Raw genomic sequence first — 24,786 nt, forward strand, 5'->3', positions numbered from 1 at the left:
TTAGGCGCGATCGCGCCCGGTCTCAAGGGTGCGTTCGATCAACTCATCGAAATCAGCCGCATCGCGCACTTTTCCGATGTCTTTGGCCGTTATCGTAACGCCCCAGTTCTTCGCCATCGCCTCGTACCGGGGCTGACGATGGGCAAGCGCCTGAGCGTAGGTCCACCGGATGAACGCGTCCGGGTCCACGTCAGACTCGGAGCAGCCGTGTTGATCTAGATATTCGGTCCAGACGCGGGTCAGGAATTCAGCCTGGTAGGACATCGGCTTGGGGGCCTTGTCAAAGCGTCGGACCAGTTCGGCTGTGTGGTCGTCGTCACCCTTCAGCCAGATCATCAGCGCCTGTTTTGACAGCTCGGACATCAGTTGATCTGCTGGGTCGTTCGGGTCGACCCACTCGCAAATCGACCCGCCTGTGTCGCAGATGAAATGCGGATAACCATAGAGCCGCTCTGCCCTGTCCACGAAATATTCGGTGTCCAGAAGGGCGTGAATTTCAGCCAGTCGGAATTGCTCCTGTCGGCGGCGGTACTCGGACATCTCCAATCCGCCAAGCGCCGGATTACCGGGTTTGCCAAGATAGGATGCGACAGGGGTCAGGTTCTCGAACGAGATGTTCGAGCCGATATATATCGAATCCGACAGCAGAAGGTCCCTCAGGAATGGGACTTTCATCGCCTCAGCCTTGGCGTTATCGGCGATGTATTCGCCCATGTAGCGGGTGCCGATCCGGTAGTCGACCGAGTAGTGAAACCAGCCACCGCTGTCACGCAGGATGTTGGATACATAGGTCTTGCCCAGCCCCGACATGCCGAAAAACAGCACCTTCTTGCGTGCAGCCCCACGCCAATCTCTTGCCGAGCTGTAGATCATCTTGCGCTGTCCCTTGTTTTTGCCTTTGCTAAATCGGGCAGGCGGCGGCGTCAATCGCGAGGGACGGCTCGGTTGAGGATCAATAGCCCCGCAGCCAGCACGGCAAAGCCAATATAGGCGCGCGGATCCAGTGCCTCGTCGCGCAGCAAGGCGCCCAAAACGATCGCGACAGGTGGGATGATGAGGGTCACGAGTAACAGATTGCCACTGCCCGCCATTGCAAGAACCCGGTAGTAGAGAAGATATGCACCCGCCGTCGCGATCAGGGAATAATACGCGATTGCCACCCATGTGACCGCAGGTAGGCTGAGACTTGGGATGCCGTCAGTCATAAGGGCAATCGGGATCATGAAGAGGGTCGAGCCGGTCAGCATCCCGGCGGCGGCGACGATTGGGGGCAGAGAGCTTAGGTGTTTGCGCGCCCAAACGCCGGCAAAAGCGTAGGAGATAGTGCCCGCGAGGATGGCAAGTTGAGCAGTGCTTTGCAGACTGAAGTCCGTTAGGTTGCCGACCCCGATCGCGATTGAGACGCCAAAAAAGCCCAGTCCAGCGCCGAGAAGGCGCGGTGGTGTCAACCTCTCGTCGGAAAAGAAGAGTGCAGCAACGAGAACGCCAAAGATAGCCGTCGCCGCGTTCAGAATCGCCGTGAGGCCGGAGTCAATATACAACTGCCCCCACGCCATCAGCGAAAACGGAATCACGTTGTTGAGCAGTCCCATGACCAGAAAACCCAACCAGAGGCGAGGTGAACTCGGGACGCTTAGACCCCTGATCCAAACCACCAACCACAAAGCCAGCATTGCCCAGAATGTTCGATGCAGGACCGAGGTCATCACAGGTATCGTGTCCAGCGCAATGCGGATCGAAACAAATGACGCGCCCCAGATGATACCCAGCAGCGAAAGCTCAGCCCATGCGCGGGGGGATAGGTGTTTTTGCTGTTCCATGAACAGGTTGTGGCAGCTTTGAGTTCATGCGGCGACCCGAAAGATGCGGAAACAAAAAGACCCCACCGAAACGGCGGGGTCTGATTGGTTTTTGTCTGGGGTTGATTAGTCCAGTGCGTAGGTGATCTGGAAACCGACACTCCAAGCGCTGTTGCCAGAGAAGTCAGCTGTTTGACCAAACCCACCGTCAGCCGTTGCGTCACCAATATCGGTGTAGCGAACGCCCGCCGAGATTTTGGCTTTTTCCAGAGAGTAGGTGCCGCCAAGACCGATGCTCCAGAAACCGTCTGTGGGACCCAGGTTGGTCACCGGTTCTCCTTCGTCGGTTTCATAGCCTAACGTCACAGCGCCTGAAAACTCTTCAGAGAACTGGTATCCCAAACCCAGAGTGTAAGTGTAGGTGGCATTGCCATAGCTAACCAGTGCAGTGGTCGGCGGATAGTTTGGCGGATCGTACTCCAATTGCGGCCAATCAACCCATCTGATCGAGCCGAATAGCAGCGTTTTCGGTGCTACGCCGGTTTGGAAATCCAAGTTCACCGACTGCGGCGTTTCGATTTCGCTGCTGGTATCGACCGATCCAAATAGAGTGCCGCTCTCTGTTTGCGACAGATCGTGCGAGATCTTCGAGTTGTATGTCAGCGAGACGCGAGCGGCAATTTCTGGTTTTTCCCACGCAACACCGAGCACGTAGCCAAAGGCCGTATCAGCATCCGTTTCAACTGAATACCCCAACGCGGCCGGCACATCTACGCTGGCTTTCACGCGTTGGGCTCGAACGCCCCCAAGAGCACTGAACCCGTTGTCGAACTTGTAGCGGAACAAGGCGGTGATTGCATCGGTATCAGCCGTTGCGCGCAAAGAGCCGGTGGTTGTGGGCGATGCCGGATTGATCGAAAGTGGGTAGTTGGAAGCATATGCGATGTCAGCGCCATAGGGCTGGTCATACATGATCGCAAAGTCGATCTTTTCAGTCAAAGACGTCTTGTAGCCAAGATGTGGCGTGAAGAAGTCGTTGGAGACGTTTCCAGAGTTAATAACCTGCCCGTTTGTGGGGCTGGCGGGGTTAGCGTCAAGTAACGTACCGCTGACGCTCGGATCTGTATACCCGAGGCGGAACTGCACAACCGACCCTTCTTCGAAAATCAGGTTGATGCCCTGACCGCTTCGGTCCAGGCCGCCAGCGTGGCCAGCCGTTGCCCCCACGCAAAGCGCGCACGCTGATAGTAGCGCCTTTCTCATGTATTCCTCCCTTACTGTCCCTTGAAGGCCTGTATGGCATCGTGTGAGTGTACGGATGCCGACCCGCTCGATTTGAATGCCCGATACTGTCTCGGTGTCTATTTTATCGTCAACTAGTGACCGTGCGTTACTTCTTATGAGTGTCGGCACGAACTGTTGCTAAACTGTTACGATTTTCGGACCAAACATTCAGAAAGATACCTGAAAAGATCACGGCTGCTCCGAGCAGCGTCCAGTGATCCAGTGGTTCATGATAAAGAAGCATACCGACAACTGCGATTGTCGGCAGGCGGGCAAAGTCGAACGGCACCACCACGGTCGCGGGGGCGATTGCAAGCGCGTTTGTGATACAGAAATGCGCAAGAAGACCGGCCAGACCAACCAGCAACAAAAAGGGTGCCGTCTGTAGCGTTGGCAAGGCGATTTGCTGGTCTATCCCTGCGGCAATCGTGCCAAGAACAGCCTGCATCACGGTTAGCCAGAACACGATACATCCGATACTGGCATATCGGGTGAGTTGTTTCGTCGTGATTGTTGTAAACGCGAAGAAAATCGCGCTTCCAGCAGCCATGAGAATGCCCGGAGACAGGCTTGAGGTTCCGGGTCTTGTCACCATCAGAACCCCAGCAAACGCGATCAGTGCCGATGTCATGCGGATAGCGGTCAGGCGCTCTTTTAACAGCAGCGGAGAGAGCAGGATTACCCAGATCGGCTGGGTGAACTCAAGCGCAAAGACCTGCGCCAGAGGAGCCACTCCGACCGCGTAGAACCAGAGGTTTTGGCCAGTGAAATGGAACGTGTTGCGTAGGGCGTGCAAACCAAGACGCTCGGTTGTGATCTGATGCCATTTGCGGGTCGCAGTTAGTACTAGCGCTACGATGATCACGCCGACAAAACTGCGATACATCATGATCTCGAAAGTATCGTGATGCAGGCTCAACTCTCGACCGGCGACGGCCATTGAGGAGAACGAGGCAATAGCGCCGGTCATCCACAGAGCGGCAGAAAGTGAAGAGCCTGCGCGTTGTTTCATTTTACGATGGACAATCTCGCGATATTTAATCTCTGTTGCAGCAGAACATTTGTTTCTACGCAGACTTAAGTGTTTTTCCGTTCATCTTTAAAGAGATAGTCGTGCTGTGAAAGTAAGGCTTCAAATTTATATCCTACGGATTCAAGGTAGCTGGCCATGCGGTCATAGTCCCTGCACTCGATCAGCATGTAGTCAAACCGAAACTGGTTGTGATCCAGACCTTTCAATACACTGAGTTCCGCTCCTTCAACATCGAGTGAAAGAAAATTGATACGAGAAGGAGCATTCGAATCAACCAAAATATCATTGAGAGGTTTGGCCGCGGCGCCAAAGGTAAAGGTGCGTTCCGTTTCTCTCATATGTTGTTGCGCCGCTAGGAGGTGCGCGTTTGGATCAGGCAGGTCCAATTCCATTCCTACGGGAACAGTCATCAAATTCGCATAGGCCATTTCGACAAACTTGTCAGGGAACCCGAACTCTACGCAGGCGTTACAATGAACTTGGTTGTTTTCGCCGCGACTCTTAAGGCATTTCAAGAAATTGTGTGGAGATGGCTCGATCAGCACCCCACGCCAGTTCCGTTCCTTCTCGAAGTAGAGTGTATTGGATTGGTTCACTCCGTCGTTGGCGCCAAGTTCGACATAGAACCCGTTGTCAAAATCAACGTAGGGTTCGATTTTTTGATCGAGGCTATTGAGGCCAAAATACTTGGAATCGATTTTCTTTTTTCGCTTGCGGCTTATCAGGTCAGAAATTCTCATAGCTATGTATTTCCTTGTTTAGTATCCCTAAAGGGGGAAGAGAGAACTTTTGTCGCTGAACTACAATAGAGCTCAGAGCATTTCGGCTGAGTGAATTCAAGCACGAAGACCTGCGCCAGAGGGCCAACCTTTCCGTGTAGAACCAGGGATTTTGACCGAAGAAATGGAAACTGTTGCGTGTTGCGTGCAGGGTTCACTGGCCGTTCTTCGACTGACGCCACTTTTGTGTCGCTATCTGTACTAGACCCACGATGACTGCGCCAAAAATGCGGTAGATCACGATATCGAAAGGTTAATGTACGATACATGGTCAGCTTTGGCCCGGCTACCGAAATAGATGAGTAAGACGCGATCGCGCCGACCACCCAACGCGCCACCTTTATCGTCGGCCGTTGGGTCTGCGTCATTTCGGCGACCGGTATACCTTTTTGTCTAGGGCATTGCCCGGGGCTTAGGTGGGGTGAGTTCGCAATTCTTCGTATATCTAACTCACGTTTGACTGATTGGCCGTTCTAAACGGGCAATCCTGTTGGCTGGATCCCGTTATAAACTCATGGCCCAAAGATACCACTAAATCCACGAAACGGTCAGAACTTCGAAACCTACGTGCGCGATCATTTCTGACGGATCTGCCATGCTATCAGTGTTCAAGCTGCTTCGTGGCGCGGTCCGTGCCTATTGCATGATAGCTTGCCGGAAAGCGATCCATAAGGTCCGGTGGGAGGTAAACATAATAGAGTGGCGCGTTCCCGATCATCGCTGCGACGAGGCAAAAGGAACTCGGGGCACCGGCCATGATGATTTCATCACTCTGCGCCAGGGAAAACAGATCCAGAAAATCATCTGGAACAGCAGAGTGCCGGTCTCCTTGTAGAACAGGAGCTGTTTGCGACAGACTTTCGGTTACGCGTTTGACCAGCGCAGGTTCCTCCGAAAAAACGCGCGTTTCCCCGCCTTGCATCGTCTTTCTGTATGCGATGGCTTTTTCGAGGTTGATCTCAAGCTGTTCACGGGACTTCAGAAAATGCGGCCCCCCCTTGGGATCGATCCGATCGGTCCCGCGAATATGGATCGCTGACAAATGTTCATCGGTTCTTGCCGGCAGGTCAAACAGCGGCGCTATTCCCTGGGCACTTTGGCGGAGCGATTCAGAGTCTGCTTCCTGACCAAATGCGGAAAGATCTTTGACCCCGAAACATTTCTGGTACCCGATTTTGTCTTTTGCCTTGGCCAGGAAAACGTTGGACCGGGTCGCCGTGTGCAAAGTCAAAAACGGACTGGCAACAGAAAACAGAAGAGGATAGCGCCGGTCATCGCGCGCGTTCAGATTGTTGAACAGATACCTGATTTTGGTTTCCGTGCGTTTGGCGTAGGCGCAAAGGACAATAACCTCTTCCAACCGGTTACCCAGACCATCATTACGACCGATGTAAGTAATCTCATTTTGCGGCATGACAAAATCGTTAAAATTCAGCAATGGGCCGGGTGCGCGCAACTTAGGCAGGTCACGCTTATGTTGCCTTTGTCTCATTCCCACTCAATCGTTCCCGGAGGTTTGGAGGTGATGTCATAGGTGCATCGGTTGATGCCCTTGACCTCATTTATGATCCGTGTGGCGGTTTCGCCCAGGAACTCGTGACTGAAGGGGTAATAGTCGGCGGTCATGCCATCAACTGACGTCACGGCACGCAGTGCGCAGGCGTAGTCATAGGTCCGGCCATCGCCCATGACTCCGACGGTGCGGACGGGGAGAATCGCAACAAAGGCCTGCCAGATTTCATCATAGAGCCCGTGTTTGCGAATCTGGTCGATGTAGACTGCATCGGCTTCGCGCAGGATTTCGAGCTTCTCGCGGGTGATCTCACCTGGGCAGCGAATGGCGAGGCCCGGTCCGGGGAAGGGGTGGCGGCCGATGAAGCTGTCAGGCAGGCCCAGTTCGCGACCCAGCGCGCGGACCTCATCCTTGAATAGCTCACGTAGAGGTTCGACCAGCTTCAGGCCCATCTTCTCAGGCAAGCCACCAACATTATGGTGCGACTTGATTGTGACCGAAGGACCTCCGCTGAAAGAGACGGACTCGATGACGTCAGGGTAGAGCGTGCCTTGGGCCAGGAACTCGGCGCCGTCGATGGTGTCGGCGTGTTTCTGGAATACGTCGATGAACAGCTTGCCGATGATCTTGCGCTTGGTCTCGGGGTCGGACTGGCCGTCCAACTCACCAAGGAACAACTCGCTTTCATCCGCGTGGATCAGTTGGATGTTATAGTTGTCGCGGAACATGCCGACGACTTCTTGGGCCTCGTTCTTGCGCAGCAGCCCGTGGTCGACGAACACACAGGTCAACTGATCGCCAATCGCCTCATGGATCAGGATCGCCGCGACCGAGCTATCGACGCCGCCGGACAGACCGCAGATGACCTTTTTGTCGCCAACCTGCGCGCGGATCTGTTCGATCATCTGTTCGCGGTAGGCACCCATCGTCCAGTCACCGCTGAACCCGGCCAGTTTGACGAAGTTTTCATACAGCTTCGCGCCCTTGGGGGTATGGTGAACCTCGGGGTGGAACTGTACCGCATAGAAATGGCGGTTGGTGTCGGCGGTGATCGCATAGGGCGCGTTGGGCGAGGTGCCAAAGACCTCAAACCCCGGAGCGATTTCGCTGACATGGTCGCCGTGGCTCATCCAGACTTGTTCATCGCCCTCGGTGAACCAATCGTTCAGAATGTCCAACTGTCCTTTCGGAGTGACAAAGGCGCGTCCGAATTCGGCGGTGCCGTGGCCGCTTTCGACCTTGCCGCCCAACTGGTGCATCATCACCTGCTGGCCATAACAAATGCCCAGGATCGGAATACCATAGTCAAAAATCTCTTGCGGCGCGCGCGGAGAACCTTCACGCGTGACACTGTCCGGCCCGCCCGAAAAAATCACCGCTTTGGGCGCCATTTCGCGCACAAATTCCATGGTGACGTTTTGGTAAGGGTGGATTTCGCAATAGACATTCAGCTCGCGCAGACGGCGTGCAATCAGCTGCGTAACCTGGCTGCCGAAGTCGATGATCAGAAGGCGGTCGTGGAATGTATCACTCATGTGCGGGCCATAGGCCAAGCGTGACGAATTCGCAAGAGAAAGGTCTTTGCTGAAGGGCAGATACCCGCATTTCTGGGAAACTACGCTTCGGCTATTGTAAAAGTTTTGTAACAAAAATATGACGATCTTTCCGTCTGCGTCATGCAGACACCCCGAAAAGGAGAGATGCGTTTGCCGATAGCTGTTGAACTTGCCGCTTTGAATCTGGCATTGGCCATGTTCTGCGGGGCGTTGATCGGGTCCGAGCGTCAAGTACGCCAACGTATGGCAGGTTTGCGCACCAATGCGCTGGTAGCCCTGAGCGCCGCAGCTTTTGTGGTGTTCTCGGCGCTTTATCCGGATGAGGTAAGTCCGACACGCGTGGCCGCGCAGGTCGTTTCGGGGATTGGGTTTCTTGGGGCAGGCATCATCTTTCGGCACGGGTTCACCATTCATGGTCTGAACACGGCGGCGACCTTGTGGTGTTCGGCGGCTGTGGGGATGATGGCCGGCAGTGGGGCTTGGATCTTTGCGATCATGATGACGGGTTTCGTCATTTTTGTGAATCTGGGGCTTCGGCCTTTGGTGAAATGGTTGAAAAAAACGACACGTGCCGGGGTTCCCTTGACGCAAGAGTTCCGCATCCTCGTGCAGTGTGCGGCAGATGCGCAGGCAGAGGTTCGCACGGCGGCACTACAGGCTTTGGCGCAAAATGGGGTGCGCATTGTCGGGTTTCAAAAGGGGGATGCAGACGACAAAGGTTTGCAAACACTGGAAATTCTCGTTTCCACCGAAGATCATCCCGAAAACGTGCAACACAAGATCGCGGCGCCCCTTATTCTTGAGCCGGGGATTCTGAGTGTTGAGTGGGAAGATGCGAACGAGACCTGAAACCTTTGTTTTAAAGGGTCTCGTCGCGGCTTGATGTCGCTTTTATGTGCCAATAGCCGTTATCTTCCAATAGTAGCGAGTGTTGGCGGGCTAGATAGAACCCCAATCAACACATCCAAAGTATGGTGAGGAAAAATGGCTGAAGCATCAGCACGTCGTCGAGGTCGCGGTGGTGGCGGAGCCGCCCGCCGGGCAGAACGCACTGCGGTTCGGATCGACACCGCAAAGTACATTGAGCGGAACATTCCGAACTTTGAGGTCCTCAACGAGGAAGCGTTGGAGATCATCGAGTACAACGCGGAAACGATTCTGGAAGAGGTTGGAGTCAACTTTGTCGACAATCCCGCCGCGCTGGAGCGTTGGCGCAATGCAGGTGCAGATGTTGATGGCGAACGCGTGCGCATCCCGCGTGGTCTGGCGCGGCAGCTGATCAAAACGGCCCCAAGCCAGTTCACTCAGCACGCCCGCAACCCCGAGAAATCTGTTGTGATCGGCGGCCGCAACATGGTTTTAGCGCCTGTATACGGCCCTCCTTTCGTGCGTGATGCGCAGGGTGGTCGTCGTTATGCGACCATGGATGACTTCAACAAGTTCGTGAAACTGGCCTATATGTCCAAGTGGCTGCACCACTCGGGCGGTACCGTTTGCGAACCGACCGATATTCCGGTGAACAAACGCCACCTCGATATGCTGATGGCGCACATGAGCCTTTCGGACAAACCCTTCATGGGATCCGTGACCGACCCCAGCCGCGCGCAGGATTCGGTCGAGATGTGCGAGATTCTGTTCGGCAAGGACTTCGTTCAGAACAACACCGTGATGACCTCGCTGACCAACATCAACTCACCGATGACCTTTGACGATGTGATGATGGGGTCGCTAGAGGTTTACGCGAAGAACAATCAGGCTTGTATCGTCTCGCCCTTCATTGTCGGTGGTGCGATGGCGCCGGTGTCGGTTGCAGGGACGCTGACGCAGGTTCTGGCCGAGGTTCTGGCGGGTATCGCCTATAGCCAAATCATCCGTCCAGGTGCACCCGTGATCTTTGGTGCGTTTGTGACTTCGATTGACATGAACTCGGGCGCGCCGACCTTTGGTACACCCGAGGCCGCGCATATCACCTATGGTGCGGGTCAGCTGGCACGTCGGCTGAACCTGCCTTACCGCTCCGCGGGGTCGTTCTGTGGTTCGAAACTGCCGGACGCGCAGGCGGCATATGAGACCGCGAACTCTCTGAACATGGGTCTGATGTCGGGCGTGAACTTCATGCTGCACTCGTGCGGCTGGCTCGAAGGCGGTCTGGTTGCAGACTTTGAGAAGTTCGTGATGGATGCCGATCAACTTGGTGTTCTGCACGGTCTGGCCAAAGGTGTCGCCTATGACGAGAACGCACAGGCGATGGGTGCGATCCGCGAAGTGGGACCGGGCGGTCACTATCTTGGCTGCGAGCACACGCAGGCCAACTTCAAGGAAGCCTTCTGGAAAACCGAGGTGCTGGACTACAAACCGTTCGAGACCTGGCAGGATGAAGGTTCACGCGATACGCGTCAGCTGGCCTCGGCCCGGGTCGAGCATCTGCTGGCCAACTACCAGCAGCCGCAGATGGACCCGGCAACCAAAGAGGCGCTCGAGGCTTATATCGCAGACAAGAAAGCCTCGATGCCGGACGCATTTACCTGATCACTCGAACTGTGTGGCGCGGCTGGCTTGGTACAGCTGCGCCTCACCCAAAAGCGCAATCAGAAGATCAAGATGCCTGACCAGAGAATAGGCGGCATCCTCTTCTTTTCGAAGCGTATTTTGCTCTCTTTCCATATCCATAAGCCGCATCAGAGCGGCCCCGTTCCCCGGCAGTCGACCATAGCCCAGGATGCGCTGAAGATGCCGATCACGGTTGTAATCCTGCGCCCCGAATTTTGCAGCGCGCGCCAATAGTCGAGGGCGGCGCAGGGTCGTGATCATGGTCATCAGGTCTTGCATTTCAGGTGCCTCTTGTTCGGAAAATCGACGCCCTGTTTGTCACACAACCTAAGCGGGTGTTGCGCCCTTACGGGTCGCCCCGAACGTTGGTTTCACGACTGTTTATCTTTTTGAATCAAATCTGGTTGCTGCGCTCCGGGGTTAACGAACGAGTAACGAAACCACCTCTAGTTAGATTTGGTTAACTTTAATTTCGGGGGGCAAAAGTGGCAGTCTGTTTTGTCGACGAGGGCAAATGAATATGGAAAACAACGTGGCATTCTCTATTCCGGCGTGGGTTCCCGAGGGGGCACAGCGTTACCTTGCGCACACGGAAACCGGTCAGTCGATCCGGGATATCGCAAGATCGGCCGGGTGCCATGCCTCTACCATTCTCAGACAAATCCGACGGGTCGAAATGCGCCGCGATGATCCCTTAGTCGATGCGGCCTTGCAATCGCTAGCCGAGACGCATTTCTCGGTGTCGGATCGGACGCGCCGGTTAGGCATAAGTCGTCATGACGACCAAGAGGATGGCTCGTTCGAGGGCGAAGCGCTGCGCGTGTTGCGACGCCTGTGTGAGTCGGGATCGGTTCTGGCGGTCGCCGAGGATATGGACAAGGCCGTGGTCGTGCGTGACACCGGTGAGGCCGGGACCGCAAGGACGGCCGTTGTTGATTGCAAGATCGCACAGGCGCTTGCCTTGCAGGACTGGATTTCCTGCGACAATCCGGGCCGTATTTCGCGGTACCGGATCTCGACATCAGGGCGCGCGGCGCTCAACAGGTTGGTGGCCGAGGCGGAAAACAAGGCCCGGTCGCGCAACGAATTCGGCATGGCCGAGGCACAGGCGGCGTTCCAGCCGAAGTTAAGTGGAGACGCACCGGAACGCTCCCGACGCGTGCGCTACAGTGCTACGGAAAGCCCGTTGATCGCGTTGGCGCGGCGGCGGGACCGGGACGGCAAACCCTTTCTCGATGAAACGCTTGTCCGTGCCGGGGAACGTCTGCGTGAAGACTTTGAGTTGGCTCAGATCGGCCCGCAGGTTGCGCAGAACTGGGATCGCTTTCTGACAGGAGGAGGGCGCGGCAATTTCGACAGTGAATCTCACGGCGGGCGAGGGGCCTCGGACGCGAAAGACCGTGTGGCGCGCGCGTTGTCGGACCTTGGGCCGGGACTCAGTGATGTAGCGCTGCGCTGTTGTTGCTATCTTGAGGGGCTGGAACTGGCCGAAAAACGCATGGGCTGGTCCGCCCGCTCGGGAAAGATCGTTCTGCGCATCGCGTTACAGCGCTTGAAACGACACTATGAGGATCTCTCGGGTCAAGATCGTATGATTGGCTAGGTATAAGTCTCCCTTGTGGTTTTAGCTCTTAGTGATAATCAAGGGCTATGAATTTCACACTCAAACAGTTGCAGTACTTTCAAGCCGTGGCCGAGCAACGCAATTTCGGCCGCGCTGCGCAGGTCTGCAACGTTTCGCAACCTGCGCTGTCCGTTCAGATCAAATCGCTTGAAGAAACACTGGGCGGTGTACTGTTCGAGCGTCAGGCGCGTGATATCCTGCTGACGCCGCTGGGGCGAGACGTTCTGGAACATGCGCGTCAGGTTCTGGGGGCAGCTGTGCGGCTGGACCAGTTCGCGCGGGATCACTCTGGCGGCCATCGGTCGCTGTCGATCGGGATCATCCCGACAATTGCACCGTACCTTCTGCCCGGCGTTCTGGGTGGTCTACGCGCCGAAGATGTCTCGCTGCGCGTGCAGATCCGCGAAGCGAGGACCGAACGGTTGCTGTCTTTGCTCCGCGAAGGTGAGATCGACGCTGCGGTTCTAGCCCTGCCGGCGGGCGGCTCGGAATTCCACGAAACGCCGTTATTCCAGGATCACTTCCTGCTGGCAGGCAGCGCCGCTCGGCTTCAACGTGTGAACACCAGCCCCGAGATGCTGCGCCCTCTGGATTTGCAATCGGCGCAGTTAATGTTGTTGGAGGATGGCCATTGCCTGACGGATCAAGCGCTTGAGGTCTGCGGGCAGGATCGGGGCAGTGGGCAGATCAACATGGGGGCCTCCTCGCTTGCGACGCTTTCCCGGCTGGTTGCAGAGGGGTTCGGCCTGACGCTGATGCCCGAACTCGCCGCGAAATCGGAATCAGAGGCGGTACCGGGCATGAAGCTCTTGCGTTTCGGTGCCCCGCAACCGGCACGCACGGTGGGGCTTGTCCGGCGTGCATCAACAACGGATGACGGTTGGGTGGATCGTTTGGCTCAGGTAATCCGGGACGTGGGGGAGCAGATCGTTTCGGCCACGCGGATATGAAAAGGCCCGCTAGAAGCGGGCCTGAAATAAGCGCGTAAGCACCGGATTTACGCCAACGCGGGTTCGGCGGCAGCTTCCAGATGCTGGATCAGAGTCTCGGGCGAGGACACGCCATATGGGTCTTCGGGGCAGTTGTCCATCAGGCCGGGCTCTTCGAACCATGCTTCGACAACGCCGTCATTGATGATGGCCGCATAACGCCACGAGCGCATGCCAAAGCCCAGGTTGTCCTTGTCGACCAGCATGCCCATCTTGCGGGTGAACTCACCCGAACCATCAGGGATGACCTTGACGTTTTTAAGGCCTTGATCCTGAGCCCATTTGTTCATGACAAAGCTGTCATTGACGGACATGCAGTAGATCTCGTCGATACCCTTGGCGGTGAAATCGGCGTAACCGTTTTCAAATCCGGGCAGCTGGTAGGTCGAACATGTGGGGGTGAAAGCGCCGGGCAGCGAGAACAGGATCACCCGTTTGCCAGCGAAAAAATCGGCAGTTGTCTTGTCTTCCCAGCGGAACGGGTTGGGGCCTTCGACGGCCTCGTCGCGGACGCGCGTGTGGAAGGTCACATCGGGCAGTTTTGCTCCGGTCTTCATGTTCAAGTCCCTGTGATTCAGTTGTGACGTTTCGACGATTTAAATCAGTTCTAAACTGCCTTCAATCCATGAAATGCTGCATCTGCAAGATAGGTTTGATTGACTTACTTATTGATTTTTCGTGTGAAAAATATAGTTTAAGGTTAAACTAATTTGACGCTCGCGAGATATGTGCATAGCGGCTATGCGTCGCTGGTGTAACAGGCGTGAGTGTTTTATGTTATGGGTACACAAAGTTGACCCAAAGTTAGGAAAACTGCCCGTGCGCGATCTGAAAATCCCAGAACAACGTCACCCCGAAAAGGCGCATCGCCCGGACAATGCCCAGCCTAAGAAGCCGAAATGGATCAGGGTCAAGGCGCCAGGCGGCAAGGGCTATGCCGAGACGCATAAGATCATGCGTGAAAACAATCTGGTGACGGTTTGCGAAGAGGCCGGATGCCCCAATGTGGGTGAGTGCTGGAGCCAGGGTCACGCCACCATGATGATCATGGGCGAGATTTGTACCCGCGGGTGTACCTTCTGCAACATCGCCACGGGACGTCCGGACTCGCTGGACGCGTTTGAGCCGGGTCGTGTGGCGCATGCGGTGCAAAAATTGGGTCTGAACCACGTCGTGATCACCTCGGTTGACCGGGACGATTTGAAAGATGGGGGAGCAGATCATTTCGCACAGACCATTCGCGCCGTCCGCCACCGCTCGCCCAAGACCACGATCGAGATTCTGACGCCCGATTTCCTGAAATGTGAGCCCGAAGTGCTTGAGACCGTGGTTGAGGCCAAGCCGGATGTGTTCAACCACAACCTCGAAACCGTACCGGGCCTCTATCCCGAGGTGCGCCCCGGCGCGCGGTATTTCCATTCGCTGCGCCTGTTGCAGCGAGTGAAGGAACTGGACCCGTCGATCTTCACCAAATCCGGCATCATGGTCGGTCTGGGTGAGGACAAGCAGCAAGTCGGTCAGGTCATGGATGACATGCGCGCTGCGGACATAGATTTCCTGACCATTGGTCAATATCTGCAACCGACGCCCAAGCACCACGCGGTGGACCGTTTCGTGACGCCTGAAGAGTTCGCCTCCTATGAAAAAGCGGCCTATGGCAAGGGCTTCCTGATGGTCTCGGCTACACCGCTGACGCGTTCGTCTTACCACGCGGGGGATGATTTCGCCCGTTTGCGTGCGGCTCGGCAGGCGAAGCTGGGTCAAGCGTGACGCCTGAAAGATTGGCGCAGCTGACAGCGCTGCGCCATAGTTTGCATCAACATCCCGAACTTTCTGGGCAGGAGCGTGAAACCGCCGCGCGCATTGCGGATGAGCTGCGACGCGCAGGAGCGGATACCGTGGTGACCGACCTCGGCGGGCACGGAGTTGCGGCGGTCTTCGACAGCGGCACAACCGGTCCCACCGTCGCCATTCGGTGCGAGCTGGATGGGTTGCCGATCAAGGAACTCTCGGAACTGCCGTATATCTCGACCGTGCCGGGTAATGGGCATCTGTGCGGGCATGACGGCCATATGTCGATGGTTCTCGGCGTGGCGCTTGAGTTGCAGGAACAGCGCCCGACGCGCGGACGGGTGGTTCTGATTTTCCAACCCGCTGAAGAAACCGGGGAGGGGGCCAAGGCGTTCCGCGACGATGCCCAATTCGCGCAACTTGCGCCGGATTACGTGCTTTCTCTCCATAACTTACCGGGGCTGGAACTGGGCGAGGTTGAGCTGTGTCAGGGTCCAACCAACTGCGCCTCTCGCGGTATGCGGATTGCATTGACCGGTAAGACCTCTCATGCCGCTGCGCCGCAGGACGGGGTTTCTCCGGCGGGCGCTTTGTCCGTATTGATCCCGGAACTCACACGGCTTGGCACGGCGGGCGCCCTGAACGCCGATTATGCGCTGACCACGATCACGCATGCCAGCCTTGGAGAACAGACCTTTGGCGTCGCCCCCGGTCAGGCTGAGCTTTGGGTGACATTGCGCACCGTGTCTGACGACCGGATGGCAAAGCTCGTTGCCGATGCTGAAGCCTTGGTTCAGCAGGTCGCCAAGTCCGAGAACCTGAGTGCCGAGATCACCTATGAGGATGTCTTCGAGGCCTGCATCAACGACGCTGAGGCGGTGACTATTCTGGCCGAGGCCTGTGCGGATCAAGCCGTTCCATGCAAGTTGACCGATGAGCCGCAAAGGTTTTCGGAAGATTTTGGCCAGTTCGGCAAAGGCGCAAAGTCGGCGATGTTCTGGTTAGGAGCAGGGCAAGACCACCCCCAGCTTCACAATCCTGATTACGATTTCCCAGACGCGCTGATTCCAGTTGGCACAGGCGTCTTTCTGGCGGCGATCCGGCAGGTGCTGGGCTGAGGACGTGTTCAGGTAAACCGAACCTTGCCGATGAACGGCAGGTTGCGATTGCGCTGCGCGTAGTCGATTCCGTAGCCCACGACGAACTCGTCAGGGATTTCGAACCCGATCCAATCCGAACGAAAATCAACCTCGCGCCGGCTGGGTTTGTCCAGCAGGGCAATCGACTTTAGCCGTTTCGGCTTGCGACTGCGCAGCAGGTTGGTGACGTGGTTCAGCGTGTGGCCCGTATCGACGATATCTTCGACAACCAGCACATCGCGACCTTCAATCGCGCCCCGTAAGTCCTTGAGAATGCGTACTTCTCGGCTGCTCTCCATCGCGTCTCCGTAAGAGGATGCCTCCAAGAAATCCACCTCGATCGGCAGGTCCAACTCGCGGACCAGATCAGCGATGAACACGAAAGAGCCACGCAGCAGGCCAACGACGACCAGCTTGTCGGTGTTGCCGAATTCTTCGGTAATTTCGCGGCAAAGCTCTTCGATTCTGGCTGCAATTGCCTTGGCCGAGATCATCTCATCTATCACATAAGCGCGGTCAGTCATCGCAGCCCCCTTGATCTTTGGCGCGCAACATACGACATGACGCGCCATTGTCACCTTCTAATGCCGGATTGCCATGCCTATCCATTCGGAAACGCGTCACCTGCCTTACACGGCCCAGCAGATGTATGATCTCGTTGCTGACGTGGCGAGCTATCCCAAATTTCTGCCTTGGTGCGCCGCCGCGCGTATCCGCAAGACCTATGCTGCTGGCGAAGCTGAGGTGATGGAGGCGGATCTGGTGATCTCGTTCAAGGTGTTTCGCGAACGGTTTGGCAGTCGGGTGACCTTGTTTGCCGGTCAAAAGAAGATAGACACCGAGTATCTGGACGGCCCGTTCAAATACATGAAATCGGACTGGCAGTTTGAAGACGCCCTCGAAGGTGGGTGCAACGTCTCCTTCCACGTGGATTTCGAGTTCAAGAACGCCATCCTGCAAGGGATCATTGGTGTTGTCTTCAACGAGGCCATGCAGCGCATCGTGCGCGCGTTCGAGGCGCGTGCAGCCGAGCTTTACAGCTAATTACAGCTAAGGCTTTACCAACGACCGGCGCGCGCTAGACTGCGCGCTATGTCTGGATTCACCTCAACGCTTGCGAGTTTTGCCGCCAGCCCCGTCAACACAACCGCGCAGGCGCGGGCCATTACGTCTCTGTCCGTTCTCGACTGGATCGCCGTGGGCCGTGCCGGTGTGTCCGAGCCCGTGTCGGTCGCCGTTCGGGACATGGTGCAGGAGGAGGGCGGAGCAGCGCAGGCCCATCTTTTCGGCGGCGGGGCAGCGCCCTTGCGCGCGGCGGCGCTGGTCAATGGAACGGTGTCTCACGCGCTGGACTATGACGACACCCATTTCGCCCATATCGGACATCCGTCCGTTGCCATCCTTCCTGCGGCCTTGGCGGTTTCAGAATGGGATGACCGTATCCTCGTTGATCTGTTGGAGGCGGCCCTGATCGGGATGGAGGTTTCGATCCGTATCGGCCTCTGGCTCGGCCGAGACCACTATCAGGCCGGGTTTCACCAAACGGCGACTGCGGGGGCCTTTGGGGCGGCGGTTGCAGCGGGTCGGGTGCTTGGGTTCAACACTGACCTGATGCAACGAGTTCTGGGCTTGACGGCCACGCGCGCGGCCGGTCTGAAAGCGCAGTTCGGCACCATGGGCAAACCCTACAATGCAGGATTGGCCGCATCAGCCGGGATCGAGGCCGTGTTGCTGATTAAACGGGGCTTTGAGCCCAATGCGAGTGCGCTAGAAGGCCAGTACGGCTTTGGTGCAACCCACCAGGGCGCGGCGGATACATCAGCAGCGCTGGATGGGTTGGGGGAGGAGTGGCTGTTCGAATCGGTCAGCCACAAGTTCCACGCGTGCTGCCACGGTTTGCACGCCGCGCTTGAGGCTGCTCTGCGTCTTGATATTGCCGAACCTGAAGTGGCTGAAATCAAGGTCAAAACCCATCCGCGCTGGATGAGTGTCTGCAATCAGATGTCTCCGACCACAGGGCTGGGGGCGAAGTTTTCCTATCGCACGGTGATCGCCATGCAGGCGCTCGGCTACGACACCGCTTTGCCAAGCAGTTACACCGAAAAGGTCTGCGCTGATCCTCGCATTCGCTCTTTTCGAGACCGCATCACGGTCGAGGCGGATGAAACAATGACCGAAACCCAGGCCCATCTGGAGCTGCTGCGGCGCGACGGCGTGCGACGCGAGGTTACCCATGATCTGATGGCTCCGATGTCTCTGGCTGATCGGGAAGACCGTGTCCGAGCCAAAGCGTCGAAACTGATTGGAGGGGACGAGGCAGACGCGATCTGGTCGATGCTGCGCACCGGAGGTCGCGCCCGCGATCTGGCTGCAAAACTGGCGGGTTAAACCACGCGCCAGTGCAGGGGGAAGCCGGGGTCGAATACGGTGACGGGGCCGTCGCCACTTTCGATCTTCGACGGGTATTCGACCGGGTCACCCTTGGTCAACGTGATCGAACTTTCGTTCACCGGCAGGCGATAGAAGGCCGGACCATTCAACGACACGAACCCTTCCAACTTGTCTAGGGCACCTTCGCGGTCGAACATCTCGGCTACTAAGGACATGGTGTTTGTTGCCGTGAAACATCCCGCACAGCCACAGGCCATTTCCTTGTTGTCATCCGTATGCGGCGCGCTGTCCGTGCCAAGGAAGTAACGCGGATCACCCGAGGTCGCGGCCTTCAACAGTTCCAACCGATGCTCTTCACGTTTGGCGACGGGCAGGCAGTAGTAATGCGGTTTGATCCCGCCCACCAGAATGTGGTTGCGGTTGATGATGAGGTGATGCGCGGTGATCGTTGCGCCCAGATCGGCCTCGTTGGCGGCAACATACTGAACCCCGTCGCGGGTCGTAATATGCTCCATCACAACGCGCAGGCCGGGGGTTGCCCTCCGGATCGGATCAAGAATGCGGTCGATGAACACAGCCTCACGGTCGAAAATGTCGATCTCGGCATCGGTGACCTCGCCATGAACACACAGAGGCAGGCCGATCTCGGCCATTTTCTCCAGCACCGGACGCACATTGTCGAAATTCCGTACGCCCGAATGCGAATTGGTCGTTGCACCTGCTGGGTAGAGCTTCACTGCCTTGACCAACCCGCTTGTATGCGCAGCGGCGAGGTCATCTGGATCCGTATCTTCGGTCAGATACAGAGTCATCAGCGGCTCGAACGTCATCCCTTCGGGCAGCGCAGCCATGATACGTTCGCGATAGGCGGCGGCGTGCGCGCCGGTCACCACCGGGGGCACCAGATTGGGCATGATGATCGCACGGCCAAAATGGCGGGCGGTTTCGGGCAGGACGGCCTGCAACATCGCGCCATCGCGCAGGTGCAGATGCCAATCGTCGGGTCGGCGGATCGTGATGCTATCGGTCATGAGGCCTCCGCTAACACAGAGGCCGCCGTCGGAAAAGCCCTTGTCAACTCGTTCGAACGTCGTAGCTCAGAAACGGGTGATGGCCTTGACGCACAGGCGCGGCCATGACCTTTTGTGGCAAGGGAGAATTCAGCACATGACACAGCCAGATTCCATAGACGCGGTTCAAACAATGCTGAGCGCACAGGGCTATGTTTGCGGCCGTGCGCTGGCAACGGTCGTCTTCCTGTCGCTGAAACTCGGCCGGCCGCTGTTTCTGGAAGGCGAGGCCGGTGTCGGCAAGACCGAGATCGCCAAGGCACTGGCCGCAGGGCTTGGTCGCCGCCTGATCCGCCTGCAATGCTACGAAGGGCTGGACGCATCCTCGGCCGTCTATGAATGGAACTTTCCCGCGCAGATGGTCGCCATCCGAACCGCCGAAGCTGCGGGTGGCGCAGACCGTTCAGCCCTGCAGACCGAGCTGTTCTCGGATGACTATCTCGTCGAACGCCCATTGCTACAAGCCATGAGGCCCGATGAAAACGGCGCGCCGGTGCTGCTGATCGACGAGCTTGACCGCACCGATGAACCATTCGAGGCCTTCTTGCTGGAAGCGCTTAGCGATTTTCAGGTCACGATCCCGGAACTCGGTACCGTCAAAGCCCCCGAACCGCCGGTTGTGATCGTCACCTCAAACCGCACGCGTGAGGTGCATGATGCCCTTAAACGCCGCTGCCTTTACCACTGGGTCGACTACCCGGATTTCGACCGGGAGATTGAAATCCTGAACGCGCGCGCGCCCGAAGCGGCCCAATCGCTTAGCCGCGAGGTCGTGGCCTTCGTGCAGCGTTTGCGAACCGAAGACCTGTTCAAGAAGCCCGGCGTGGCCGAAACCATCGACTGGGCCAAATGCCTGCTGGCGCTGGATGTCATCAACCTCAGCCCCGAAGTGATCGGAGACACCCTCGGCGCGATTCTCAAATACCAGGACGACATCCAGAAACTGCAAGGGTCCGAGGCCAAACGCATTCTTGACGAAGCCAAGGCCGATTTAGAACCGGCCTGATGTTTCTTCTGTTTGAAAATACCTCGGGGGTATGGGGGCAGAGCCCCCATGAGCGCTGATGGCCGAACAGATCCCGCTCGACATTCCCGAAAACCCGAAGCTGGCGCAGAACATCACACATTTCGCCCGCGCCCTTCGAAAAGCCGGGCTGCCGATCGGCACCGGTCGCGTGGTGGATGCCATTCGGGCGGTTGAGGCCGCAGGCTTCACTGAAAAGCAGGATTTCTACTGGACCTTACACGCCTGTTTCGTGAACCGCCCCGAACATCGCAAAGTCTTCGCGCAGGTCTTTCGCCTCTATTGGCGCGACCCAAGATATCTGGAACACATGATGTCCATGATGCTGCCCGCCATTCGTGGCGTGCAGGAAGAACGTAAAGCGGACGCCGGGGAAAAACGCGCGGCTGAGGCGCTGCTTGACGGGGTGGAGCGCGATCAGCCTGAAACCTCCGAGGAGCAAGAGGGCGAGACGGAGCTCGAGATCGACGCCTCGCAAACCGCCTCATCCGAGGAACGTCTGCGCAGTCTGGATTTCGAACAGATGAGTACCGATGAGATCGCTCAGGCCAAGCGCCTCCTGTCGCGCCTCAGCCTGCCGGTGAAACCGATCGAAAGCCGCCGCAGCCAGGCCAGCCATATCGGCCACCGGATCGACCGGGCGAGAACCCTGCGCGCCGCTATGCGTCAGGGCGGAGAGCTGCACGATATCGCGAAACAAAAACCCCGGCCGCGTTGGCCCAATCTGGTCGTGCTCTGCGATATCTCCGGCTCGATGAGCCAGTATAGCCGCCTGATCCTGCATTTTCTGCACACGGTCTCGAACGCCAAGGGGGCTGGCTGGGCCAAGGTCTATGCCTTCACCTTCGGCACCCAACTGACCAATATCACCCGTCACCTGCACCAGCGCGATGTAGATGCCGCCTTAGCTGCCGCCGGGGCCGAGGCGCAGGATTGGGAAGGGGGCACGCGGATCGGAGACTGCTTGCACGCCTTCAACCGGGACTGGTCGCGGCGCGTCATGGGGCAGGGTGCGGTGGTTCTGCTGATCTCGGACGGGCTGGATCGCGGCGCGCCCGAGGCCCTGGCGAAAGAAACCGAGCGCCTGCATCTTTCGGCCCGGCGTCTGATCTGGCTGAACCCGCTGCTGCGTTGGGATGGGTTCGCCCCCAAAGCGCAGGGCGTGACTGCCATGCTGCCCCATGTCGACAGTTTCCGCGCAGGCCATTCGATTGCATCGCTCGAAGACCTCGCCACGGTCATCTCTGCTCAGGACGATGTTGGAGAGAAAGCGCGGCTCATGTCCGCGCTTTCCGGCTAAGACTTAACCCAGCTGCTTTTCGTTGCACTCACGGGCCATCTCCATGGCCTTGTAAGTTCCGGTTAGATCAACGGTGAACGCAAATTCCTTTTCGGGGAAGACGATCATGACCTGCTTCTTGGCCAGATCATCCGCAAATTGTGGGTCGTCGGATAAGACATAGCCTCCGGAATAACCCTTGGTGATGTTGCCCTTCATGCCCGTGGCTTCACCCACATACAGATTATCACCCAGCAGGATTGCCACGGCTTCTTTTTCACCGCGTTTGATATTGGTTTCCGCCTTGGTGAAAACGCCAACGTAGCCCACACCGCGATCCTCGGTCAGGCCCATCTGAACAACATTTTCCGCGTCATCCACGGCCTCAATCAGACAGGATTTCTTTTCATTGTCGATGAAGACTTTCCAGCCTTCAACTTCACCGTAGCGTTCGAATGTATCAGCCCATGCAGCGGTCGAGGCCAACAGGCCGAGCGCCGTTCCCAGTGTAAGAATGCGTTTCAACTCTTCGTCTCCGTTGAGAAATTTATTGAGAGCGCCCAATCCAAATTCAGGCACGGTTTCAACTTAAGACGTGGGGTATTCGCAATCAATCCTTTGAGAGTGTGAATATCAAATCGGCCTTTTACTGCCCACATAATGGCGAATTGACCGGCGTCTCCGACTAACGTTCGCTTTTCATTGGTCCAAGGCTGCCTATGTTGGTTTGCAACAAGCCAGGAGGATTCGATGGATCGATTCGACAGCAGCCCGGAACGCGCTTTGGAATGGCATCGCAGTGGTCGCGGTGCCGCGCTGGCCACTGTTGTCGAAACCTGGGGCAGCGCACCGCGCCGTGTGGGGTCTCAGCTGGTGATTGGTGGGGACGGGCGAATCGAAGGGTCGGTCTCGGGCGGTTGCGTCGAAGGTGCGGTGATCGTCGAAGCCATTGAAGCAATTGATGAGGGTGAGGCGCGCCTGCTTGAATTCGGTGTCAGCGACGAAGACGCATTTGCCGTCGGTCTGGCCTGCGGCGGCACCATCCGGGTTTTGGTCGAGCCGGTCGGCTCTGTCCTGCCTGAGCCGATGCTGGCCGAGCTGGTAGCCGCCCGTGCGCGCCGTGAACCGCTGGCCTATGAAGTGAATACAGACAGCGGATACAGGGCCTTGCGCCGCAATGCTTACGCGGATCGGTTGCGTATGGATCGGTCTGGGTTCGAGGAAGACGGCAAGACCTTCGTCGCCGTTCACAACCCACCTTTACGATTGATCATCGTCGGTGCGGTTCACATCGCGCAGGCATTGGTGCCGATGGCGCGGATTGCGGGATACGACCCGGCCATCATCGACCCGCGTGAGGCATTTGCCTCAGACAGCCGCTTTCCGGGAGAGACCCTGTTGACCGATTGGCCGGATGAAGCGGTTGCCAAGCTGGGTTTGGATCAGCGCACGGCCATTGTCCTGTTGACCCATGATCCGAAACTGGATGACCCGGCCCTGCAGGCCGCGTTGGATGCGGATGTGTTCTACATTGGCGCCCTTGGGTCGACCCGCACCCATGCCAAAAGGGTTGAGCGGATGACCGAGGCGGGGTTTACCGAAGCTCAGATCGCGCGCATTCACGGGCCGATCGGCCTCGATATCGGTGCCGCAGGTCCCTCCGAAATTGCAGTGGCCATCCTGGCCCAGATGACGGCGGTTTTGCGAGGTAAGGCATGAAATTCGGCCCTGTGCCCGTGACCGAAGCCGCCGGAGCCATTCTCGCGCATTCCGTCAAAGTCTCAGACCAAAAGCTGCGCAAGGGGCTTATGCTGACCGCTGAGCATGTCTCGCAATTGTCCAGCGCGGGGTTTGACGAGGTCATCGCCGCCCGTCTTGAACCCGGTGACTGTCATGAGGACGAGGCCGCCGAAATGCTGGCCCGGGCTCTGGTCCCCGATCCCACCGACGCCAACCTGCGCCTGACCGAGGCGTTTACCGGTCGCGTGAACCTTCTGGCCGAGGGGCCGGGCGTGGCGGTGCTGGATGTGGCCGCACTCGAGCAGTTCAACCGCATCAATCCGATGATCACCGTCGCAACGGTCCCGCAGCATCAGCAGATGACAGCGGGCGGTATGGTTGCCACGATCAAGGTGATCTCCTACGCCGTTCCCAAAGCCGATGTTGAACGCGCGGCGGGTTTGGCGCAGGCCTCGGTGCGCCTTGTCGCGCCGGTCTATCGCAGCGCGGGATTGATCGTAACGGACATCGCCGGAGGGCCGCCAAATGAGAAGGGAATCGCGGCCATGCGCGGGCGTGTCGAAGCTCTGGGCATGGACCTGTGCGATGTGCAGATCGTCCCGCATAAAACCGATCAACTTGCATCGGCCATTGATCGTGCCGAAGGCGATGTGCTGATGATCCTGACGGCCTCGGCCACGTCGGATGTGAACGACGTGGCCCCGTCCGCCGTGCGCGCCGCGGGTGGGGATGTTGACCGGTTCGGCATGCCGGTCGATCCGGGCAATTTGCTGTTTCTGGGGGCGCTGAACACACGCCCTGTGATCGGCCTGCCAGGATGCGCGCGCTCTCCGGCGTTGAATGGCGCCGATTGGGTTTTGTCGCGGGTCGCCTGCGGGGTTGAGACCACTGGTGCTGATATTGCTGCGATGGGTGTGGGCGGTCTGCTCAAGGAAATCCCGACCCGGCCGCAACCTCGCGCGCAACGGAAGAAATAGTTCAGAGGCCCACAGGTGGCGCCGATGAGTTTATGGCATCGGCCTTTTGCGTCCCTCTGGTGTCAAAAAGCGACAAATTCCTGTTCTCAAGTCAGACCTCCCGTGTTTAACTCGCCCCAAGCGAATGAGCTAAAGAAGGGGAGGTCTTATGCCAAATATATCGCTGACTGTGAATGGCATGTCTGTGAGCGGTGAAGTTGAGGGTCGGACGTTATTGTCTGGTTTTTTGCGGGATCATTTGTCTTTGA

General features: G+C 57.5%; 24 protein-coding genes. 12 read left to right on the plus strand and 12 right to left on the minus strand.

The window, feature by feature from the left end:
* The 7 genes from ACR0I8_RS07790 to guaA form a co-directional block, all read right to left on the minus strand.
* Entirely contained in the window at positions 1 to 873 is an 873-nt protein-coding gene (locus ACR0I8_RS07790) for an ATPase (protein ID WP_170690082.1), read from the minus strand.
* A gap of 50 nt (positions 874 to 923) precedes the next feature.
* Positions 924 to 1,820: a DMT family transporter gene (locus ACR0I8_RS07795; protein WP_170690084.1), complete on the minus strand. Its 897-nt coding sequence runs from the start codon at positions 1,818 to 1,820 to the stop codon at positions 924 to 926.
* 105 nt (positions 1,821 to 1,925) lie between these two features.
* Entirely contained in the window at positions 1,926 to 3,062 is a 1,137-nt protein-coding gene (locus ACR0I8_RS07800; protein WP_170376791.1) for a porin family protein, read from the minus strand.
* Positions 3,063 to 3,189: 127 nt separating this feature from the next.
* Positions 3,190 to 4,095, minus strand: a complete 906-nt coding sequence (locus tag ACR0I8_RS07805) for a DMT family transporter (RefSeq protein WP_170690086.1) — start codon at positions 4,093 to 4,095, stop codon at positions 3,190 to 3,192.
* A 65-nt stretch (positions 4,096 to 4,160) separates the two neighbouring features.
* Complete coding sequence (locus ACR0I8_RS07810; protein ID WP_170690087.1) at positions 4,161 to 4,856, minus strand: FkbM family methyltransferase; 696 nt, start codon at positions 4,854 to 4,856, stop codon at positions 4,161 to 4,163.
* 640 nt (positions 4,857 to 5,496) lie between these two features.
* Positions 5,497 to 6,309 carry a hypothetical protein gene (locus tag ACR0I8_RS07815; RefSeq protein WP_170690089.1) on the minus strand — a complete coding sequence of 271 codons (813 nt, stop codon included), beginning with the start codon at positions 6,307 to 6,309 and terminating at the stop codon, positions 5,497 to 5,499.
* 74 nt (positions 6,310 to 6,383) lie between these two features.
* A complete protein-coding gene (guaA, locus tag ACR0I8_RS07820) occupies positions 6,384 to 7,943 on the minus strand; it encodes a glutamine-hydrolyzing GMP synthase (protein ID WP_170690091.1) in 1,560 nt (519 codons plus the stop codon).
* Positions 7,944 to 8,108: 165 nt separating this feature from the next.
* On the opposite strand from guaA, the gene ACR0I8_RS07825 reads away from it, so the two are divergent.
* Together ACR0I8_RS07825 and ACR0I8_RS07830 are read left to right on the plus strand one after the other, a co-directional pair.
* Positions 8,109 to 8,813 carry an MgtC/SapB family protein gene (locus tag ACR0I8_RS07825; protein ID WP_480702976.1) on the plus strand — a complete coding sequence of 235 codons (705 nt, stop codon included), beginning with the start codon at positions 8,109 to 8,111 and terminating at the stop codon, positions 8,811 to 8,813.
* A gap of 135 nt (positions 8,814 to 8,948) precedes the next feature.
* Positions 8,949 to 10,493, plus strand: a complete 1,545-nt coding sequence (locus tag ACR0I8_RS07830; RefSeq protein WP_170690092.1) for a trimethylamine methyltransferase family protein — start codon at positions 8,949 to 8,951, stop codon at positions 10,491 to 10,493.
* On the opposite strand, the gene ACR0I8_RS07835 is transcribed toward ACR0I8_RS07830, so the two are convergent.
* Positions 10,494 to 10,793 carry a DUF6477 family protein gene (locus ACR0I8_RS07835; protein WP_170690094.1) on the minus strand — a complete coding sequence of 100 codons (300 nt, stop codon included), beginning with the start codon at positions 10,791 to 10,793 and terminating at the stop codon, positions 10,494 to 10,496.
* 241 nt (positions 10,794 to 11,034) lie between these two features.
* On the opposite strand from ACR0I8_RS07835, the gene ACR0I8_RS07840 reads away from it, so the two are divergent.
* Both ACR0I8_RS07840 and ACR0I8_RS07845 read left to right on the plus strand, forming a co-directional pair.
* On the plus strand, positions 11,035 to 12,117 hold the full coding sequence (locus ACR0I8_RS07840; RefSeq protein ID WP_170690144.1) for a DUF6456 domain-containing protein: 1,083 nt from the start codon (positions 11,035 to 11,037) through the stop codon (positions 12,115 to 12,117).
* Between the two features lie 47 nt (positions 12,118 to 12,164).
* Positions 12,165 to 13,088: a LysR substrate-binding domain-containing protein gene (locus tag ACR0I8_RS07845; protein WP_170690096.1), complete on the plus strand. Its 924-nt coding sequence runs from the start codon at positions 12,165 to 12,167 to the stop codon at positions 13,086 to 13,088.
* 47 nt (positions 13,089 to 13,135) lie between these two features.
* On the opposite strand, the gene ACR0I8_RS07850 is transcribed toward ACR0I8_RS07845, so the two are convergent.
* Positions 13,136 to 13,684 (minus strand): peroxiredoxin, encoded by a 549-nt coding sequence (locus ACR0I8_RS07850; protein ID WP_170376807.1) that lies wholly within the window; start codon positions 13,682 to 13,684, stop codon positions 13,136 to 13,138.
* 262 nt (positions 13,685 to 13,946) lie between these two features.
* Between ACR0I8_RS07850 and lipA the strand changes: the two genes are divergently transcribed.
* The gene (gene lipA, locus ACR0I8_RS07855) at positions 13,947 to 14,897 is read left to right on the plus strand and encodes a lipoyl synthase (RefSeq protein WP_170551141.1); all 951 of its coding nucleotides are present in this window, start codon (positions 13,947 to 13,949) and stop codon (positions 14,895 to 14,897) included.
* The gene (locus tag ACR0I8_RS07860; protein WP_170690098.1) at positions 14,894 to 16,036 is read left to right on the plus strand and encodes an amidohydrolase; all 1,143 of its coding nucleotides are present in this window, start codon (positions 14,894 to 14,896) and stop codon (positions 16,034 to 16,036) included. Before lipA ends, ACR0I8_RS07860 begins: the two co-directional genes overlap by 4 nt.
* Before the next feature lie 8 nt (positions 16,037 to 16,044).
* Here ACR0I8_RS07860 and hpt read toward each other — a convergent pair whose 3' ends face one another.
* Positions 16,045 to 16,581 carry a hypoxanthine phosphoribosyltransferase gene (gene hpt / locus ACR0I8_RS07865; protein ID WP_170376813.1) on the minus strand — a complete coding sequence of 179 codons (537 nt, stop codon included), beginning with the start codon at positions 16,579 to 16,581 and terminating at the stop codon, positions 16,045 to 16,047.
* Positions 16,582 to 16,654: 73 nt separating this feature from the next.
* Here hpt and ACR0I8_RS07870 point away from each other — a divergent pair, with 73 nt between their 5' ends.
* Positions 16,655 to 17,101, plus strand: coding sequence for a type II toxin-antitoxin system RatA family toxin (locus ACR0I8_RS07870; protein WP_170690100.1), 447 nt, complete (start codon positions 16,655 to 16,657; stop codon positions 17,099 to 17,101).
* 48 nt (positions 17,102 to 17,149) lie between these two features.
* Positions 17,150 to 18,445 (plus strand): MmgE/PrpD family protein, encoded by a 1,296-nt coding sequence (locus tag ACR0I8_RS07875; protein ID WP_170690103.1) that lies wholly within the window; start codon positions 17,150 to 17,152, stop codon positions 18,443 to 18,445.
* On the opposite strand, the gene pyrC is transcribed toward ACR0I8_RS07875, so the two are convergent.
* Complete coding sequence (gene pyrC, locus ACR0I8_RS07880) at positions 18,442 to 19,479, minus strand: dihydroorotase (RefSeq protein ID WP_170690104.1); 1,038 nt, start codon at positions 19,477 to 19,479, stop codon at positions 18,442 to 18,444. The genes ACR0I8_RS07875 and pyrC overlap by 4 nt on opposite strands.
* A gap of 136 nt (positions 19,480 to 19,615) precedes the next feature.
* Between pyrC and ACR0I8_RS07885 the strand changes: the two genes are divergently transcribed.
* Both ACR0I8_RS07885 and ACR0I8_RS07890 read left to right on the plus strand, forming a co-directional pair.
* Positions 19,616 to 20,524 carry an AAA family ATPase gene (locus ACR0I8_RS07885; RefSeq protein ID WP_170483861.1) on the plus strand — a complete coding sequence of 303 codons (909 nt, stop codon included), beginning with the start codon at positions 19,616 to 19,618 and terminating at the stop codon, positions 20,522 to 20,524.
* Between the two features lie 58 nt (positions 20,525 to 20,582).
* On the plus strand, positions 20,583 to 21,842 hold the full coding sequence (locus ACR0I8_RS07890) for a vWA domain-containing protein (protein ID WP_170690105.1): 1,260 nt from the start codon (positions 20,583 to 20,585) through the stop codon (positions 21,840 to 21,842).
* A 3-nt stretch (positions 21,843 to 21,845) separates the two neighbouring features.
* Here ACR0I8_RS07890 and ACR0I8_RS07895 read toward each other — a convergent pair whose 3' ends face one another.
* Positions 21,846 to 22,346 carry a hypothetical protein gene (locus ACR0I8_RS07895; protein ID WP_170376825.1) on the minus strand — a complete coding sequence of 167 codons (501 nt, stop codon included), beginning with the start codon at positions 22,344 to 22,346 and terminating at the stop codon, positions 21,846 to 21,848.
* Between the two features lie 225 nt (positions 22,347 to 22,571).
* Here ACR0I8_RS07895 and ACR0I8_RS07900 point away from each other — a divergent pair, with 225 nt between their 5' ends.
* Positions 22,572 to 23,540 (plus strand): XdhC family protein, encoded by a 969-nt coding sequence (locus ACR0I8_RS07900; protein ID WP_170690107.1) that lies wholly within the window; start codon positions 22,572 to 22,574, stop codon positions 23,538 to 23,540.
* Entirely contained in the window at positions 23,537 to 24,538 is a 1,002-nt protein-coding gene (locus ACR0I8_RS07905; protein ID WP_170690109.1) for a molybdopterin-binding protein, read from the plus strand. The genes ACR0I8_RS07900 and ACR0I8_RS07905 overlap by 4 nt, the downstream gene beginning before the upstream one ends.
* Positions 24,539 to 24,786 lie beyond the last annotated feature (248 nt).

The organism is Ruegeria sp. BG9 (assembly GCF_056538305.1).